General features: G+C 41.5%; 10 protein-coding genes. 8 read left to right on the top strand and 2 right to left on the bottom strand.

From position 1 onward, the window contains the following. Positions 1 to 61: 61 nt before the first annotated feature. Positions 62 to 1,159 (bottom strand): VanZ family protein, encoded by a 1,098-nt coding sequence (locus QR40_RS27315; RefSeq protein WP_052431088.1) that lies wholly within the window; start codon positions 1,157 to 1,159, stop codon positions 62 to 64. Positions 1,160 to 1,466: 307 nt separating this feature from the next. On the opposite strand from QR40_RS27315, the gene QR40_RS27310 reads away from it, so the two are divergent. The 8 genes from QR40_RS27310 (at position 1,467) to QR40_RS31160 (ending at position 17,115) form a co-directional block, all read left to right on the top strand. Beyond that, positions 1,467 to 7,052 (top strand): PA14 domain-containing protein, encoded by a 5,586-nt coding sequence (locus QR40_RS27310; RefSeq protein WP_081999075.1) that lies wholly within the window; start codon positions 1,467 to 1,469, stop codon positions 7,050 to 7,052. Between the two features lie 212 nt (positions 7,053 to 7,264). Continuing rightward, positions 7,265 to 8,470: a response regulator transcription factor gene (locus QR40_RS27305; protein WP_027295673.1), complete on the top strand. Its 1,206-nt coding sequence runs from the start codon at positions 7,265 to 7,267 to the stop codon at positions 8,468 to 8,470. Positions 8,471 to 8,639: 169 nt separating this feature from the next. Beyond that, complete coding sequence (locus tag QR40_RS27300; RefSeq protein WP_027295674.1) at positions 8,640 to 9,737, top strand: ABC transporter substrate-binding protein; 1,098 nt, start codon at positions 8,640 to 8,642, stop codon at positions 9,735 to 9,737. A gap of 99 nt (positions 9,738 to 9,836) precedes the next feature. Continuing rightward, positions 9,837 to 11,366, top strand: coding sequence for a sugar ABC transporter ATP-binding protein (locus QR40_RS27295; RefSeq protein ID WP_027295675.1), 1,530 nt, complete (start codon positions 9,837 to 9,839; stop codon positions 11,364 to 11,366). Continuing rightward, positions 11,350 to 12,381: an ABC transporter permease gene (locus QR40_RS27290; RefSeq protein WP_027295676.1), complete on the top strand. Its 1,032-nt coding sequence runs from the start codon at positions 11,350 to 11,352 to the stop codon at positions 12,379 to 12,381. The genes QR40_RS27295 and QR40_RS27290 overlap by 17 nt, the downstream gene beginning before the upstream one ends. 5 nt (positions 12,382 to 12,386) lie before the next feature. Then, the gene (gene yjfF / locus QR40_RS27285) at positions 12,387 to 13,358 is read left to right on the top strand and encodes a galactofuranose ABC transporter, permease protein YjfF (protein ID WP_027295677.1); all 972 of its coding nucleotides are present in this window, start codon (positions 12,387 to 12,389) and stop codon (positions 13,356 to 13,358) included. Positions 13,359 to 13,451: 93 nt separating this feature from the next. Continuing rightward, the gene (locus QR40_RS27280) at positions 13,452 to 15,257 is read left to right on the top strand and encodes a sensor histidine kinase (protein WP_044297666.1); all 1,806 of its coding nucleotides are present in this window, start codon (positions 13,452 to 13,454) and stop codon (positions 15,255 to 15,257) included. Continuing rightward, positions 15,247 to 17,115 (top strand): substrate-binding domain-containing protein, encoded by a 1,869-nt coding sequence (locus tag QR40_RS31160; protein WP_081999074.1) that lies wholly within the window; start codon positions 15,247 to 15,249, stop codon positions 17,113 to 17,115. Before QR40_RS27280 ends, QR40_RS31160 begins: the two co-directional genes overlap by 11 nt. A 40-nt stretch (positions 17,116 to 17,155) precedes the next feature. Here QR40_RS31160 and QR40_RS27270 read toward each other — a convergent pair whose 3' ends face one another. Beyond that, positions 17,156 to 18,352 (bottom strand): GGDEF domain-containing protein, encoded by a 1,197-nt coding sequence (locus QR40_RS27270; RefSeq protein WP_052431087.1) that lies wholly within the window; start codon positions 18,350 to 18,352, stop codon positions 17,156 to 17,158. Positions 18,353 to 18,465: the final 113 nt, after the last annotated feature.

Below are 18,465 nucleotides of genomic sequence, written 5' to 3'. Positions count from 1 at the left end.
TTCTATACTTCTGTGTATGAATGCTTTGGTTCATTATAGTACTCTTTGGGATGAGATACAATTATATTTTGTGGGCTGTTAATAAATAATGCCTCCTGTACTTCGGCTGAACAGTGTCCCGCCCGATGGTGCTGATGCAGGTAGTCTTGCTTATCTGTTCATATACTAATGTTCTGGGGCGTCCGGTACAGAAGCAGAACAGATGATAACTAGCCCAGATCATTAGAACCGGAACGAAAATCAGGTAAAGTGATCCAAAGCGCAATATGCACTGCTGCAGTGTAAGTGCTTTTTCACCATCGCTGGAAGTAACCCTGATTCGCAGCAGCCATTTTCCCGGAGTGTAACCATTTGTGAGGTAGGTACACACCACAAAGTAAAATACAGGCAGCATGAAGCAGGAAGCAAACTGGATCAGGAATAAGAACGGAGGGATAAATGTTGTCAGGATTACGGTCGGAACACCAATACAAGCCAGGATAACCCAGTCCAGGGTAAATGCAGCAAGCCTTCTGCAAAAAGAGACGTGTAACCCCTTTTCGTATGCAATTTTATCCAAACGTTCTCTGCTTGGCAGTAATTTCATAAAGATAGCTGATGAAATATAACCAAGCATTCCACCGCTGGTGTTCAGCATCAGGTCATCTACATCGAACAGACGGTATCCGCGGGGATATATTCCGTATAATCCGCTTAACTGCGTAAGTTCAAAGAACAGGCTCAGAGAAAAGCTGACCAATAATACTTTTTTCCAGCTGCATCGGAAATAATACCGCAGGTAGGTACCGAGAGGCAAAAACAGCAGGATGTTAAAGATGACCTGCAAGAAGCAGTTTTGTGTCAGTGCACTTATCCAGGTTCCCGGTGAAGAGATTTGAAAAGTTGTTTCTCTTAAGAAGTCTCTTACAAACTGGAATGGAACCAGCTGAGTCTGAGGTCCTGTGTAGCCTGCCACCTCACTAACAGAGGGGAGCGGAAGTATTACAAGGAAATACATGCATAGCAGGTACAAAACAAAGGAATACGTGATAACGGATCGAAATAGCGGTATGGAACCGTATCTGCGGTATTGATAAATCATGTATGGAAATGTAAATATAACAGCCAGCAGCGGAAAAACTGCGATGGCTTCTTTAATTGGGATCAGGTATATATTCATAATATAGCACCACCTTTCATGGCTTAATGATATCAAAATGAATCATTGTCTGCCATAATTGCAGCTTACATTTTAGGAATATAGCTTACAATTTTGTAAGTCAGAGATTTTTTGCCTTTACCATCAGACATTATTAATAGAAAGAATAGGTACTTAAAATAAAGAAATGATAAAAAAGTGAAAAATACAAACAAAATATTGTAAAGAGAAACCGGAGTTTGTATGCTATGATTTTCTATAAATATTAAAATTCCGGAAGGGTCTGGATGCATCTGGGTTCCCTGGGAAAAAAGAACGGAGGATTGTTATGAAGAGGAAGAAGAGGTTTGCCAGAGGAGTTAGTTTTATGCTGTCTATGGCATTGGTGTTAAACACAATTGTGATGCCCGTATCAGCAGCGGGACAAAACGCAGCAGCGCAGGTGACTGCCGGCGGACAGGTGCAGGAGACGAATGATAAGCAGCAGGGATATGGAGAAGCAGACCGAAATGAGCGCAGCGTTGTGATAAGGGCAGAAGAGAAGAAAGAAAACCGTGTAACAGAAGACGGGATAGATCAAAAAGCGGAGACAGCACCAGGATCTGAAACAGATTCGGAAGCAGTGACAGATTCGGAAACAGTGACAGATTCGGAAGCAGTGACAAATTCGAAAGCAGTGACAGATTCGGAAGCGGTGACAGATTCGGATGTAGAGACAGCTTCGGATGCAGAGATAGCTCCAGGATCTGAAATAGATTGGGAAACAGAGATAGATTCAGCTACGGAGATAACTTCAGATACAGAGCCAGAATCAACCGACGGACAGGCAGCCACATCTGAAAGAAAAAAGGATACGGAAGCGGTAATACAATCAGAGGACGGGTCTGCTTTCGTACAGGAGCCTGAATACGTGTCTGATGTAAATACGGTAAAAGCGCTGGAGGACTTGGAACCGGGGCTGTTTGGCGAGATTTTTAATACCGAGGGATACCGTGGGGGTCCAATTGAACTTTTTAATTTTGAAAATAAAACAGGAGAACAGATTTTTCCTACCTTAAACGGACAGAACTTAAGGCCCATTTTTGACAAATATAATGGGAATAAGGGAGATGAGCAATTTGCTACGGCAAGATTCACCGGAAAGCTGAACGTAGAAAAAGCCGGGGATTATAAGTTCTACGGCTGGGGAGATGACGGATTCCGTATATGGATCGACGGAAAACTGGTCATCGATTTCTGGGTACAGGAATGGGAAAAGGAACAGACAAGTAATGCAGTTGCCTTAAGTAGCGGACTGCATGATATCAAGATTGAATACTTACAGGGATGGGGCGGCGCCGTATTGAAGCTTTCATGGGAGTCTGTAAATGCGGGTATAGCCAAGGAAGTGATTCCTGAAAAAGCTTATTATCATGCAAAAGCTCCCGCTGATGCGGGCTTAACAGCCCAGATCTATAAGGTAAGCGGAACACCTTCCAGTATTACGTCCTTTGGATTTGCAGGGGAACCGGTAAATCAGGTTTTACCAAACCTGGATGGGCGGGAAGGTTTAAAAGATGCAATTGAGCTAAGTAATGGAAGCAGTGAATATGCAACGGCTATTATCCACGGATATATTACGCCTCAGGAGAGCGGTGACTATGAATTTGTAATGAGCGGAGATGATGCTTTTCGCTTCTGGATGAAGGATGAAATGATGGTTAATTCCTGGAAACTTCATTCCGACCAGACCAAGGTCAGTCAGCCAGTACATATGGAAAAAGGATTTCTTTACAAAATCCGTATTAATTATGCCCAGGCAGATGGAGATGCCAATTTGAATTTATCCTGGAAAAAGGATGGCGGACAGGCACAGGTTGTTCCGGCTGAGTGTTTTCGGCAGGCTGCAAAGGCGATCCAGGGAGAAACTGCAGCAGAAGACCAGCATGGACTTCTGGCTGAGGTGTATGGTGATATCTTCCTGGAAGAAAAAAAAGGTGAAGTAATTGCACCCGTACTTGACAAGACACTTTCCATTAAAAAAATATTATCCCAGTATAACGGATCGGAAGAATATGGTTCTTTTCGTTTTACCGGACAGGTAAACGCAGAAGAAGCAGGTGATTATACCTTTTATCTGATAGGAGATGATGGTTTCCGCCTTTGGGTAAATGATGAGCTGGCAATTGATTTCTGGGAATCCAAATGGGATAAGCAGCAGGAAAGCCAGCCAATCCATCTAAATGAAGGCAGAAATGATATTCGCATTGAATACTTCCAGGGTTATGGCGGAGCTTATATTATGCTGGAATGGCTGAAACCCGGAGCAGAGGAAAAAGAAGTTATTCCAACGGCAAACCTTTATCCGTCAAGTACAAAAAAAGGATTAATCGGAGAAATCTATCAGGAAAAAGGCGGTAATCAGGAAAAACTGGCTGAGGTAATGGCAAATGAGGTATCATCAGAGCAGTTTTCGGTAAATTCCCTGGTCAGCTATTACGAGGGAAATGAGAACGCGCCGGCAAATGTAGAATTAAACGGTAAAATTAAACCAGATGTATCCGGAACCTATGAATTGGCATTTGGATCTTCCGGTAACTATCAGGTGTATCTGAATGATGAAAAAATTATTTCTCAAAATGCGGGAAATGTGTATAAAGAAACCCAAAGCCAAAAAGTAGAACTGGAAAAGGGAATCTATTATAATCTTACGATTATAGCAGAGAATCTGAATCTTAAGGAAGATATGAATTTATCCTGGACACGGGATGGGGTAAAATCGGTGATTGGAGAAGATCAGTTGTATGCCCCGGAAGCAATGTGGTATGAAAGCGTTATGGCGAGAGAAAAATTATATGTGGGTCTCACAGAGGCAGTGAATCTTCGCAAAAATACGAAGGTAGGATCTGGTGAGGGTCAGATTGCGAAAGAGTATATGGATAAGTTCTCTGCAGTTGTAGATGAAGTAGCAGCAGATGCAAAAGACTTTGATATCATCGCATCTGTTCTGAAAGAAGATTCCAATAAGATCACCGATGCGGTGGCAGAATTTAAATTAAATGTAATTCGTGCACAAAAAGGGGAAGCATTAACCCAGTTCAATAATGCACTCTATCAGGGACAGGATCCATTTATCAGCTATCATGACGGATATTATTACTTTGTTTCGTCCAGTAACGATCCATCCCACAATAAAATGTATGTATCAAAATCAAAATCGCTGCTGGATCAGGGAGAAAAAGTAAGGATTTTTGATTTTAATGATTCAAAATCCAGGATCTTTGCTCCGGAAATGTTCTTCATTGACGGTAAATGGTATATTTATTACTGTGCAGATGCAAAAGAATATAACTGGAGGCATATGGCATGTGTTATGGAATCTGTTACTGATGATCCCCAGGGAGACTGGATTGACAGAGGCGTATTGTATACGGGAATGGAAATAAATAACCCCAATGAGTTTGCACAGGGAAATGATTTTACCGTTTTCCAGTACCGCGGACAGTTATATGCCTGCTGGGGAAGCATGGAAAGCGGCGTAGAGTCACCAGCCATTGCCAGAATGGAATCACCCATTAAGATTACGGAGGAAAGAAGTTTTCTGCCTGGCTTCGGAGGTGAAGGCCCCAGAGCAGTTGTGAATGGGGAGCATCTGTTTATGACTGTTTCCCAGGGAAGCTTTAAGACAGCAGGATATCACATGGGTATGTATGTATTTGATACGACAAAGGAGGATGTGTTAAATCCGGATAACTGGACCTATAAAGAAGGCATATTCGAGGGATCGAAAGATGTCTATGGACCAGCCAGAGCTTCATTCTTTCAGTCAGCTGATGGGACAGAGGACTGGATGGCATTCCATTCAAAAGTGTATCCGTCAAATAATAATGCATGGAGACAGGTCAGTATTAAGAAATTCACATGGAATGAAGATGGATCACCGAACTTTGGCAGGCCGGTATCGCCATATGAATTTACAGCACTGCCATCCGGCGATCCGGGTCTGGGACTTGCATATCAGGCAGAAGACGGAGATTTGTCAGGCGGTGCCCAAAAAGGATATAAAGGGAAAGGATTCCAGGGAACCGGATATGGTAAATTCACAGACACGAATGGAGAAAAAATAACGTTTAAGGTAAACGTACAGGAAGATGGCGACTATTTTATCAGAGCTCGTTATGCGAACGGGGTAAAGGCCCCGATCAGTAGTACGGACAACCGTGGAGAATGGGAAGCAAATATACCGGATATTACACCAAAGGCGGGCACCTTGAATCTCTATGTAAATAATGCAGGTCAAAAAAGTGTCACGGTTCCCTTTGACAAAACAGAAACAGACTGGCAGCACTGGATGACTGTCTGCAGCCGCGTTACCCTGAAAAAAGGTGATAACACCATATCTTACGTAAAAGATGCAGAAAACAGTGGAAATGTATATATTGATTATATAACTGTGCAGGAAGCTCATGAACAGCCGGCACCTCAGACTGTTAAGACAGGGGCTGAGCTGGATGCTTTGATCGCTGATGTGGAGGGGATTTTGGAAGCGGAATATTCTATTGAGACCTGGAGAATCTTTTATGGAGCGCTGTTAAGTGCAAAAGCCGTTAATAAAGATGCAGTGCAGGCTGTTTCAAACCGTTATTTATCATTAGAAGCGGCAGCAAAGGATTTGTCTGCTTATGTTCGTTTTTATGTTGATAAAAACGTAAGCGTAAGCGGAGATGTAAAAGATGATATGTTCCGAATTAGTTCCGAGGTTACGGTACAGGCAATCGATATTCCGGGTGAAACTTTTAGTAATTGGGAAGTATCCGGTCTGGAACTGACGGCTGACCAGAAAGAATCCAGAGAATTTACATTTACGGTTCCAAGAGGCAGGGGAAGTATCGTTCCGGTCTATGAGGAAAATGCGTATTATAAGGTTACAACAGGAGCAAATGTAACAATTGAAAATGCTTCTTCAAACGGTACCTGTCAGGCAGGAACTACGGTTAAGGCAACGGTGGGCATACCTCAGGGCAAAGAGTTCACCGGTTGGGAAGTCAAAGGAATCACGTTAACAGAGGCAGAAAAAAGAGCACTGTCCATTACTTTCGTCATGCCTGAGAATGAAGTTGTATTAAATGCAGGATTTAAAAATATAGTAGTTCCGGAAAAACCGAAATACCAGTTGAAGGCAGGAGCCGGGATTACCATAATAAATGCAGCAAAAGACCAGATGTATCCGGCAGGAACCAGAATTCAGGCATCGGTGTCTGTTCCTTCCGGCAAGGTATTTGCACAGTGGAAGACAGCCGGAATTACACTGACGGCAGAACAGCAAAAGTCACAGACGATTACATTCCTGATGCCGGCACAAAGTGTAAGTCTGGAAGCAATCTTTGATATCCAGAAAAAGAAACAGACGATTACAGCTAAAGATTTTAAGAAAACAAATGGAGATAAGAGCTTCTATATTAAGGCAAAGGCATCCGGAAAAGGTAAGTTATCTTATAAGTCCGATCATACGAAGGTTGTAAAAGTGGACAGTAAGGGTAAAGTGACAATCAAGGGTACCGGTAAGGCACAGATTACCATAACGGCAGCAGGCAATGCCAATTATGATTCTGCAGTCAGAAGAATTACCGTTTCGGTTGCCCCAAAGAAAACTACTGATGTGAAAGCAATATCAAAGAAATCTAAAACTTTGAAACTATCATGGAAGCGTACAAGTGGTGCAAGCGGATACCTGATCACATACTCAGCGGATAAAAAATTCAAAAAGGGAGTCAAAAAGATTGTAATCAGTTCCGGGAAAATAACATCCAGAACCCTTAAGAATCTCAAGGCTAAGAAGGTCTGCTACGTAAAAATCAGGGCATTTAAAACGTCAGGCAAATCAAAGGTCTATGGAAAATACAGCAGGACTGTATCCGTGTTGGTTAAGAAATAAATATTAAGATAAAAACGATAACAATAATGAATATAAAATACCACGCTTTTTTCCGGCGTGGTATTTTTATAAATTAGTGCTAAAATTTTGCATAGTCAAAGGATGATTTTTCCATTATAATGTATTTTATCATCGGGGGATTATCGTCTCATTTGATGAAGAGGGGGAAATGAATTTATAAACACGTTCTAAATTATGGGAGGAAGAAAAAGATGAATTGCAAAGCTATGGTAGCAGATGATGAGTACATAATCCGGAGGGGGATTATCAGTTTTTTACGGAAATATGAAGAAATTGAAGTCGTAGCAGAAGCAGAAGATGGAGAAATGGCATTGGAAATTGCCCAGGAAGAGGACATTGATATTTTCTTTGTAGATATTAACATGCCTTTTTTAAGCGGGCTGCAGTTTATTGAAAAATTAAAGAATTTACAGCCCCAGGCAATCATTGTTGTTATCACAGGATATGATGATTTTGAATTTGCAAGGACGGCTCTCCGGCTCGGAGTCTTTGAGTACATTTTAAAACCATTGATGGAAGAACCTTTTGACAATATGATTCAGGAGGTATTAAAGGAAGTACAGCAGCAAAATAAGGAAGATAAATATCTGAAGTGGGCAAAGATGACTTTACAGCAGAACAAAATACATCTGGTGGATGCCTTTTTAAAGAACTGGCTGGAAGGGAGACTTGCAGAGGAAGAAATCGAGGAACGAATGCAGTATCTGGACATTTGTATTCCAAAACAATATGCAGTTACCATTATTCATCTGGAACAGGCGGTGGATAAAGATCTGGGTGAAAACTGGGATGATGACCTGTTATCCTATGCTGTTCAGAATATTAGTAATGAAATTTTTAATGACCTGAAAAATGTCTCTTCCTGCCAGGTAGAAAATGGTGATCTGGTGGTGATCTCAAAAGATATGGGAGCAGAAGAGCTTAGGCGCAAGCAGTTAAAATGTATGGAAAGCATCGAGGGATGTCTTCCATTAAAAGTAGTTTCGGTTCAGGAGACAGGAGAAGGATATGAGAATCTGGTTGCGGTATACAACCGGGCAGCAGAGCAGATGGAATCAGTAAAGGGCGGATCCAGCGTAATTAAAATTGTGAAACAATACATAGAAGATAATTATAACAGAGAAGAATTGACGCTGCAGGATGTGGCGGATTATACGTATCTTTCGCCTCAGCATTTAAGCAGGATTTTTCGAAAAGAGATGGGAATCACCTTTATTGATTATCTTACAAAAGTGCGTATCCGAAAAGCAATCGACCTGCTTTTTGAAGAAGATCTGAAAATGTATGAAATAGCGGAGAAGGTAGGATATACCACTCAGCATTATTTCAGCAATGTATTTAAAAAGATTACCGGAGTAAGTCCGGCTGAGTACCGTAAGAGTGCACAAAAAAGATAAGGAATGAAAATTACACAGGGATATTTATTTAGCATCCATGAGTTGATTGGCAAATGGATGCTAAAATTTTGCAATTTTATAAAGGAAAATTGCAAAGACCTGAAGACATAAATAGAATATAATAAGTTCATAGCAAGGGAAGAACCCAAAGAAAACGGAGGATATTAAAATGAAAAAAAAGCTTGTTAGTGTATTATTATGTGTCAGTATGGTAGCTGCTATGGCAGCCGGATGTGGTTCCAGCAGTACAGGAACAACAGAAGCAAAGACAACGGAGGCAAAGACAACAGAGGCAGCGAAGACAGAAGCTCCTGCAACAGAAGCACAGGAAACGGTAAAGGGTTCTGAAGTTGCAGGTGATGAAGCAAAAGATGACAGTGCAGGCGGTGATAAACTGGTAGTTGGATTTGCCCAGATCGGACAGGAATCCGGATGGCGTGATGCTGAGACAGCTTCGATTCAATTCTATGCAGGACAAAACGTGGATACAATTGACCTGAAATTTGCAGATGCTCAGCAGAAACAGGAGAACCAGATTAAAGCAATTAAGTCTTTTATTGAAATGGGTGTAGATGTTATCGGACTTGCTCCGGTAGTAGAAACCGGATGGGACGCAGTATTTACAGAGGCTCAGGAAGCTGGAATCCCAATTGTACTGGTGGATAGAAAAGCAGATGTAGATGAAAGCTTATATTCAACTTTCATCGGATCAGATTTCATCGAAGAAGGTAAAAATGCAGCAATTGAAATGGGCAAATTATTAGAAGAAAAAGGAAAAATTGTTGAGTTAGAGGGAACCGTAGGTGCTTCCGCAGCAAATGACCGTAAAACAGGATTTGATGAAGAAATCAAAGCAAATCATCCGGATATTGAAATTCTGGAGTCCCAGACAGGTGACTTCACAAGAGCAAAAGGGAAAGAAGTTATGGAATCTTTCTTAAAGACTTATGGCGAAGAAATCAAAGGTGTATATGCACATAACGATGATATGATGCTTGGCGCAATCGAAGCAATTAAAGAAGCTGGATTTAAACCGGGTGAAGACATTAAGACAGTGTCAGTAGATGGCGTTAAAGGCATTTTTGAAGCTATGGCAGCAGGAGAAGCAAACGTTACTGTAGAATGTAATCCATTACTTGGTGAACAGTTCTTCAATACATGCCAGAAATTAAAAGATGGTGAAACAGTTGAAAAATGGGTTAAATCTGAAGAAGGTATCTATCGTCAGGATACGGCGGCAGCAGATTTACCAAATCGCCAATACTAAAATAGATTTTTATGATCTTATTAAAATCCGCTCCAGTACGACTGAGAGCGGATTTTGGATAAGGGGGCAGATAAACAGCAGGAATGGAGGAAATGTGATATGGGTAAAGAGGATATCTTACTTCAAATGAATCATATATCAAAGAGCTTTGGCAAAGCTGTAATCGCGCTGAGTGATGTGCAGCTGGAATTAAGAAAAGGGGAAGTACTGGCACTTTTGGGAGAAAACGGTGCAGGTAAATCCACATTGATTAAGGTATTGACAGGAGTAGAGGAAAGAGACAGCGGAACGGTTCTGATGGAAGGAAAAGAAATCTATCCGAAATCCCCGTTAGAGGCGCAGGCAGACGGAATCAGTACGGTATACCAGGAGGTAAACCTCTGTCCGAATTTGTCTGTAGCAGAGAATATTTACATAGGCAGGGAAATAAGAAAAGGCGGCAGAATAGACTGGAAAACAATTAACCAGAAGTCTAAGGAATTAATGAAGAGATTCGATCTGGATATTGATGTAACTAAGAATCTGGATAATTATTCTGTGGCAATTCAGCAGATGATTGCAATCGCCCGTGCCTGCGATGTATCAGCAAAAGTACTGATACTGGATGAACCGACTTCCAGTTTGTCTGCAATGGAAGTAGAAAAATTGTTTGAAACAATGAGAAAGCTCCGGAAAGAGGGTATGGGAATAATTTTCGTAACACACTTTCTGGATCAGGTATATGAGATAACAGACCGTATAACGGTTCTAAGAAATGGGGAATACGTAGGAACTTATGAAACAAAGAACCTGCCAAGGGTAGAACTGGTAGGAAAGATGATTGGCAAAGACTATGCAAAATTAAATCAGACAATGGCTATTTATGAAGAAGAAAATAAATCAGATGAATTATTAATAGATATGGCAGATGTCACGGGGGCAGGAACCATCCAGGGATTTAGTCTGAAGATTAATAAAGGCGAGGTATTGGGACTCTCCGGGCTGTTGGGCAGCGGAAGGTCAGAAACAGCCCGTTTAATATTCGGAGTAGATAATCTGGAAAAAGGAACTCTTGAAATTAAAGGAGAAAAGACAAAATTAAAGGGTACACTGGATGCAATCCGGAGAGGCATTGCATTCTGTCCGGAGAACCGTAAAACGGAAGGTATTGTAGGAGAACTTACCATCCGTGAAAATATCTGCCTGGCACTGCAGGCGAAGCGGGGGATGTTTCACTTTATCTCCAGACAGGAGTCAGAGAAGATAGCAGATGAGTATATTAAGAAACTGGAAATCAAGACCCCGTCGTCAGAACAGCTGATTAAGAATTTAAGCGGCGGTAACCAGCAGAAGGTAATTCTGGCAAGATGGCTGGCAACTGAGCCGGAACTTCTCATGCTGGATGAGCCGACAAGGGGAATTGATATTGGAACGAAAGCCGAAATACAAAAAATAGTAGTAGACCTGGCAAAACAGGGAATGGCGGTTATCTTTATTTCTTCGGAAATTGATGAGATGACCAGGTGCTGCGGCAGAATGGTTATTTTAAGGGACATGCGAAAAGTAACAGAACTCCGGGGCAGCCAGATTTCAGAAGAGGCAATCATGCGTTATATAGCTGGAGGTGATAATCATGAAAAAACTAAATAAAATTTCTAAAAATCAGGCATTTTGGCCCTTTGTGATATTACTGGCTATTATCCTGTTTAACGGAATCATATCTGGTGGAAGTTTCTTTCAGATGAAAATAGTTGATGGGCATCTTTATGGAAGAATTATTGATATTATAAGAAATGGCAGTAAGCTGATGATCTTATCCATTGGTATGACAATGGTACTTGCTACAGGGGGAACCGATATCTCGGTTGGTTCTGTTATGGCAATAAGCGGGGCAATTGCCTGCAGTATCGTAAGCGGAAGCATTCTTCCGGGAGTGGGTGGAAATGTGGCAATCGCCATTATACTGGCACTTTTGGCAGGTCTGTTATGCGGGCTTTGGAATGGATTCCTGGTTGCAAAGATTCAGATTCAACCGATTGTAGCAACAATGATCTTAATGGTTGCGGGGCGCGGAATAGCCCAATTAGTAACCGGTGGTAAGATTGTAACAGTTAGCTCAGACGCATATTACTTTATTAATGGTGGATATATTCTTGGAATTCCATTTCCGGTATATCTGGTAGTTATTTTATTAATCATCGTGTTGCTTTTTACCAAAAAAACGGCATTTGGACTTTTTCTGGAATCAACCGGATGTAATTCTGTATCCAGTAAATTTGCCGGAATCAATGTAGATGCGATTAAACTGGTTGTTTATACCTGCTGTGGTATCTTTGCAGCTTTAGCGGGTCTCATTGAAAGTGCCAGCATCAAAGGCGCGGACTGTAACAATGCAGGTCTTATGATTGAAATGGATGCAATTCTTGCAGTTGCCATTGGCGGGACTTCACTAAGCGGGGGACGTTTTTCAATACCGGCAAGTATCGCAGGTGCCCTGATCATTCAGAGTATTACAACAACTGTTTATGCCATAGGAATTGCACCGGAAATTACCCAGGTAGTAAAAGCTATTTTAGTTGTTATCATCTGTCTTTCACAGTCAAAAGAATTTAAAGAGACATTTACAAGAAAATTCTCTAAGAGAAAGGTGGCGAAGCAGGCATGAGAGAGATGGCAAAAAAGAGATTAAAAATTAATAACGTTTCGCTGGTAATCACATTTGTGCTGTTTATTGCACTATTTATATTCGGATCTGTTTCGTATGACCGGTTTTTATCCTTATCTACATTTTTTAATTTATTTAATGATAATGCCTATCTGATTATAGCATCTATTGGTGTTACCTTTGTATTACTGACAGGCGGAATTGATATATCCATAGCGTCCACGATTGCATTTACCTGTGTACTATCCGCATTCTTGCTGCAGAAGGGTGCACCGGCATTTGTAGTGATTCCTTTAGTATTACTGATCGGCGCAGCAATTGGATTTGGGATGGGATACATTATCCACTACTTTAAACTGCAGCCATTTATCGTAACGCTTGCAGGACAGTTTTTGATGAGAGGACTTTGTGCGGTAATCAGTACGGAATCCATTTCTATCTCCAATGATTTTTATAAAAAAATGGCGCTGAGCAAATTGGTAATTGGGAAAGGTAAGATTTATTCTTATGTATTTATTGCCCTGGTAGTAATTCTTGCAGCTTACTACATATTAAAATTTACCAAGTTCGGAAGAAGTATTTATGCTTTAGGTGGGAATGAACAGTCAGCGATTCTGATGGGACTTCCAGTAGCAAGAACAAAGATTGCGGTTTATGCAATCAGCAGCTTCTGTGCAGCACTTGCAGGTGTAGTTTTCAGCTTCTATACATTAGCAGGCTATTCGCTCCAGAATATGGGGCTGGAACTGGATGCCATATCCTCAGCCGTAATCGGCGGCACCCTGCTGACCGGAGGTGTCGGTACTGTAATCGGTACGACCATAGGAGTTCTGATTCAGGGAATTATCCAGACCATTGTAACGTACGAAAATCTGAATACATGGTGGACAAAAGTAACGATTGCAGCGTTGTTATGCGTATTCATTGTTATTCAGAGAATCATATCCATACGGGCAGAAAAATTAAAAGGAAAATAGGATTTTAAATTAGAATAATTAGAATCCGATTGCGAAATTACCCGGTCAAAGCTATAATAAAAAGACAGGAATTGACGAAGAGGGGTGAGCGAAATGAACAAGCTTAAGAACAAATTCATGAATATTACAATCCGTAGTAAAATGGTCTGGTCTTATATTGTCGCTTCGCTGATCCCTTTTTGTGTGTTCGGAATGATTGGGATCAGTGTATTTACCGGACAGGCAAAAAAAAGTGTCTCCCAGCATGCAGATCAGATGATGAGCCAGGTCAAAACATCCATTGACGTATATGTCAACAGCATTGATAAAATTGCAAATTTTATTATCTGTGGGATGGAAAATACCGACTTTGGGTCTATGAAATCCGAAGAGGATGTCTTCTGGAAACAGGCAAAGCTAAATTTAGAAAATATACTGGACAATCTGGCTGTTTCCAATAAAGAAATTGCAGGAATTTTTGTAGCCACGGAGAACGATTTATGTACGAATACCGGGATGATGCGTATCTCCAGAGATTCCTTTAAAAATGAGGACTGGTACCGCCAGGCGGCAGCGCATCCCGATGAAATGCAGATCATCAGCAACATTGCAGGAAGAAATATTGCCACGGATAAGAGTTATAGCATAGATGATGTGTTTTCCATAGCAAAAGCAATTAAAAATGCAAATACCGGTGAAATAATGGGAGTTTTACTCCTGGATATAAAGCATGATATTATTTCCCAGTCCATACAAAATGTAACCATAGGAGATAATGGGTTTGTATTTGTACTGGACAAGGATGACCGCATGGTCTATACCCTTCCGAATAAAGTGACATACCGTATCGACCCTGCATGGCTGACTCCGGAACAGGTTCCGGTGGATGCCAGAATAAACGGGGAAAATTATCAGATACGCTATGAAGAGTCCGAATATACAGGCTGGAAGATTGTAGGTGTATTCTCTCTGGACGAAATTATGGGAAGTACGAATTCCATGTTCTATATTTTAACCGGAGGCCTTGCAATGACCCTTATATTTGTTCTGGTTATTTCTATGAAAATATCCCAGACCATAACAAATCCCATTGTAGAATTAAAGCTGCTTATGCAGGAAGCTGCGTCGGGTAATTTGTCGGTCCGGTTCGACGGGAATTATAAAGATGAGGTAAGTGAACTGGGATATGGGTTTAACCATATGCTTGTCCAGATCGAAAGCCTGGTGGATATGGTCTATTTGGAGCAGAAAAATAAGAGAATGGCGGAACTGAAAGTGCTTCAGGAGCAGATTAAGCCTCATTTTCTCTATAATACGCTGGATACCATCAGCTGGATGGCGAGAGAATATCAGGCGGATGATATTGTCAGGCTGGTAGACGCCCTTACCAATATGTTCCGTATTGGGCTGAGCAAAGGCAGGGACTACATTAAAGTGGAACAGGAGATTAAGTACGTTTCCAATTACCTGTATATACAGAAAATCAGGTATGGACCGAAGCTGAACTATGAGCTTATGGTAGACGACACCCTGAATCAGTGTGTAGTTCCAAAACTGATGCTGCAGCCCCTGGTGGAAAATGCCATTTACCATGGTATAAAAACCAAGCGCGGAGAAGGCCATCTGATTATACGATGTGAAAGTGTTGCGGAGAGCTGGATGGAATTTACGGTAGAAGATGATGGTGCAGGAATGACCCAGGAAAAAGCAGAGCAGATCAATGCATTGCTAAATGAACATTCCCGGCTGGAAGAAAACCAAAGCTTTGGCCTGTTCTATATCAAAGAGCGGTTACGTATCCGATACGGGGATAAATTCTGTGTCAGGGTTACCAGTGAACTGGGTGCAGGATCAAAAGTAACCATCCTGATACCACAGAGTATAGATCTGCTGGAGGGAGGAGACAGGGATGAAAAGTAGGATAATAGCATCTGCATCAATCTGTGGGCTGCTCCTTGTTATGTTCCTGGGGCTGCATTTTTACAATCAGGGTATGGATGGTGGGGAATACCGGGAAATAGAATATGTGATCGGCGTTTCCCAGGCTAATATGCGTGAGTCCTGGAGACTTGCGCTGACCAGTGAAATTGAAGAAGAAGCTAAAAAACATAAGAATATCCGGTTAATTATGACAGATGCCACATCGGATGTTACCAAGCAGGTAAAGGATGTGGAAAAACTTATAGATTTTGGGATTGACCTTTTGATCATCTCCCCCTGTGATACGGAAATTATGACCTCCATTATCAGAGGGGTGTACCATAAGGAAATCCCCGTTATTGTAATGGACAGAGGGGTAGAAGGATTTGATTATTCACTGTTTATCGGACCGGATAATGAGCAGATTGGCAGGAGGGCAGGGGAAGGCGTTCTGAGGCTGCTGGAAGATGAAGAGGGTAAGGTTCTGGAAATCTGCCAAAGTGAAGATTCTTTGCCAAGCCAGAACAGAAGTAAGGGATTTGATTCCATTATATCCAAATATCCGAAAATCGAAAAAAGTGTCTGCAGGATAGAATCAGGATCCAAGGACGATGCGGAAGATACGGTGCTTGCCATGGGTGAGCACCTGAAAGATTATGACGTAATATTTGCCCATAACGATTATATGGCGTTAGGTGCGTATCTGGCAATGGATAAAATAGGAGCAGATGCAAAGATCGTAGGTATTGATGGATTCCTGGGAGAAAATGAAGGGATCGATCTGATCACACAGGGGAAAATTGAAGAAACTATCACCTGTCCCACCGGAGGGAAAGAAGCCATTCAATATGCCCTTGATATATTAAAACAGGTAAGCGGGGTTCCCAAACAGGTGATTTTAAGAAGCCATGTGGTTACAAAAGATAATGTAGAGTCCTATATAGCCGGGCTGAACGAAACTTATAAAAAGCCTGATAAAATTATTGATGTAGGATATGCCCAGGTTGGAATGGAGAGCGCATGGCGGAAAGCAAATACAGAATCCATAAAAGAAGCGGCAAAAGACTTCGGTATGAATCTGATCTTTGAAGATGCGGATCAATCGCAGCAAATGCAGATTGATGCCATAAGGAAATTTATAAAAATGAATGTGGATGTGATTGTGGTATCACCTGTAGTTGACAGCGGCTGGGATGAGATTCTGAAGGAAACAAAGGCTGCGGGTATTCCGGTATTAGCATCTGACCGAAAAATAGCAGTTCAAAATGATGACTGGGTTATGACATACATAGGCTCTGATTTTCTGGAGGAGGGCAGAAGGGCAATGCGCTGGATACGGGATAATGTACCGGCTGTTAAGGATTGCATGAAGATTATGGAACTGCAGGGGAATGAAGGAGCCTCACCAACGGAGGAACGAAAGCAGGGGTTTGAAGAGATTCTGAAAGAAAATGGAAAATATAAAATAGTGTATTCTGAATATGGTGATTTTACCATTGAAGGCGGAAGAGATATTATTAAAAATTATCTGGCATCCCATGAATGGGATATTGATATCATTTATGCCCAGAACGATGATATGGCGATTGGAGCTATCGAAGAGCTTGAGAAAAACGGGATTGCGCCCGGTGTAGATGTAAAAATTGTATCGGTAGATGGAACCAGAGAGGCCTTTGAGGCGATGATAGACGGTAAATTAAATTGTGCAGTGGAATGTAATCCGCTCCTTGGACCGCAGCTTATGAAAGCGATCCAGGATCTTGTAGCAGGTAAGGAATTGCCCCTGCGGATCATCACGGAGGAGAAATGGTATGATCAGAGTATGGCGAAAGAATATTTAAGAAGCAGAAAATACTAACTTCAGTAAGAAACCGCTGTACCTGACCGGTTTTTTACAGTTACAGCATTGGTGGCTGCTGATATTCAAAAACGCAATTACGGCCATGTTTCTTTGCTTCGTAAAGGGCCTGGTCAGCGCGGAAAATAAAATGTTCCATATCGGTCTCCCTCATCGGTGTTTCCTGATAAAGCCCAATACTAATGGTTATAGGTCTTTTTGGAACCACAGGGGTATGGTACATTCCCTGCTCTGCGGCACTTCGGATGACTTCGGCTTTTACGTTTGCATCCCGGGAAGAATCCCCAAAGAGAAAGATCAGGAATTCTTCCCCACCGTATCGGATTAGACAGGCATCTTCATCCTGTATATTCCTGGCAAACAGCTGGGAGATAGCGGCCAGGCAGTTGTCTCCTGCCTGGTGGCCGTATGTATCATTATACTGTTTGAAGAAATCAATATCAATCATCATACAGGCGGCACAATGGTGAGCCTCCTGATTATTACGGAAGATATTTTTTACAGTGTCTTCCAGGTAACGCCGGTTATATAATCCCGTAAGTTTGTCTGTCAGAACTTCCTGGTGAAGCTGGGCATTAATATCGTTGATCAAATTATATTGTTCGTTTATAATGATCTGGTCATATTCCTTCCTGACCCGATTTCGATAGAAAATAGTTGAGATGGCTATTGCCAATACAGTGGTAAACAAACTGTTCATCAGATTATTAAAGGTCTGGTCAGCACCATGGGGATCCGGAAAATAAGGAAGCAGGTAATTTAGTAGAAGAAAGTTTCCCCCCATAATCAGAATGTTATGCCAGGGTTTGGTCAGAGTCAGTACGGCTACCGTGAGCATGACATAGGTAAAGACGGTAAGTCCATTTCCTCCGAGCTGGTCATTTAATGTGACGGCTGTACTCCAAAGACAGAGAAATCCCATATAAAAATAATTTATGCGAAAATAAAAACGATGGTTTGGGGATTGCTTTTTCACGAAATTAATATTTATAACCATAACTATTAAGGTAATCAATGCCAGGATAACATACATGCTGAAGTAAGCTGTTCTCCTGGGCTTATAAAAAGGCCCTCCCGGACGAAGGGAGATAGAGAGCATCATAATGATCTGAAACGCGATGATAAGGCCCTGGAAGGCGATATGTGACCTTTTAATATTTTGTAACAGGCGCTTTTCAATCGGTTCCTCGTAGGACTTTTCCAATGGAAAGCCCAGATATTTTTTCAATTCTATCATATAAATCCTTCCCCTTATAAAAAACTATTTATATTTATTATATATAAAATGGAAAGTGATTACAAGCAGCCCTTGCATATAACTTATTAAGATTTTTTAAACAATTCAACAAA

The organism is Robinsoniella peoriensis (assembly GCF_000797495.1).
Taxonomy (GTDB): Bacteria; Bacillota; Clostridia; order Lachnospirales; family Lachnospiraceae; genus Robinsoniella; species Robinsoniella peoriensis.
The sequence above is the reverse complement of the archived record's forward strand: the minus strand, read 5'-3'. Positions and strand labels throughout refer to the sequence as shown.

What these genes read in the sequence shown, in the direction of transcription:
- QR40_RS27315 (WP_052431088.1), bottom strand. Translation starts at nt 1,159, where the DNA reads ATGAATATATACCTGATCCCAATTAAAGAAGCCATCGCAGTTTTTCCG.
- QR40_RS27310 (WP_081999075.1), top strand. Translation starts at nt 1,467, where the DNA reads ATGAAGAGGAAGAAGAGGTTTGCCAGAGGAGTTAGTTTTATGCTGTCT.
- QR40_RS27305 (WP_027295673.1), top strand. Translation starts at nt 7,265, where the DNA reads ATGAATTGCAAAGCTATGGTAGCAGATGATGAGTACATAATCCGGAGG.
- QR40_RS27300 (WP_027295674.1), top strand. Translation starts at nt 8,640, where the DNA reads ATGAAAAAAAAGCTTGTTAGTGTATTATTATGTGTCAGTATGGTAGCT.
- QR40_RS27295 (WP_027295675.1), top strand. Translation starts at nt 9,837, where the DNA reads ATGGGTAAAGAGGATATCTTACTTCAAATGAATCATATATCAAAGAGC.
- QR40_RS27290 (WP_027295676.1), top strand. Translation starts at nt 11,350, where the DNA reads ATGAAAAAACTAAATAAAATTTCTAAAAATCAGGCATTTTGGCCCTTT.
- yjfF (WP_027295677.1), top strand. Translation starts at nt 12,387, where the DNA reads ATGGCAAAAAAGAGATTAAAAATTAATAACGTTTCGCTGGTAATCACA.
- QR40_RS27280 (WP_044297666.1), top strand. Translation starts at nt 13,452, where the DNA reads ATGAACAAGCTTAAGAACAAATTCATGAATATTACAATCCGTAGTAAA.
- QR40_RS31160 (WP_081999074.1), top strand. Translation starts at nt 15,247, where the DNA reads ATGAAAAGTAGGATAATAGCATCTGCATCAATCTGTGGGCTGCTCCTT.
- QR40_RS27270 (WP_052431087.1), bottom strand. Translation starts at nt 18,352, where the DNA reads ATGATAGAATTGAAAAAATATCTGGGCTTTCCATTGGAAAAGTCCTAC.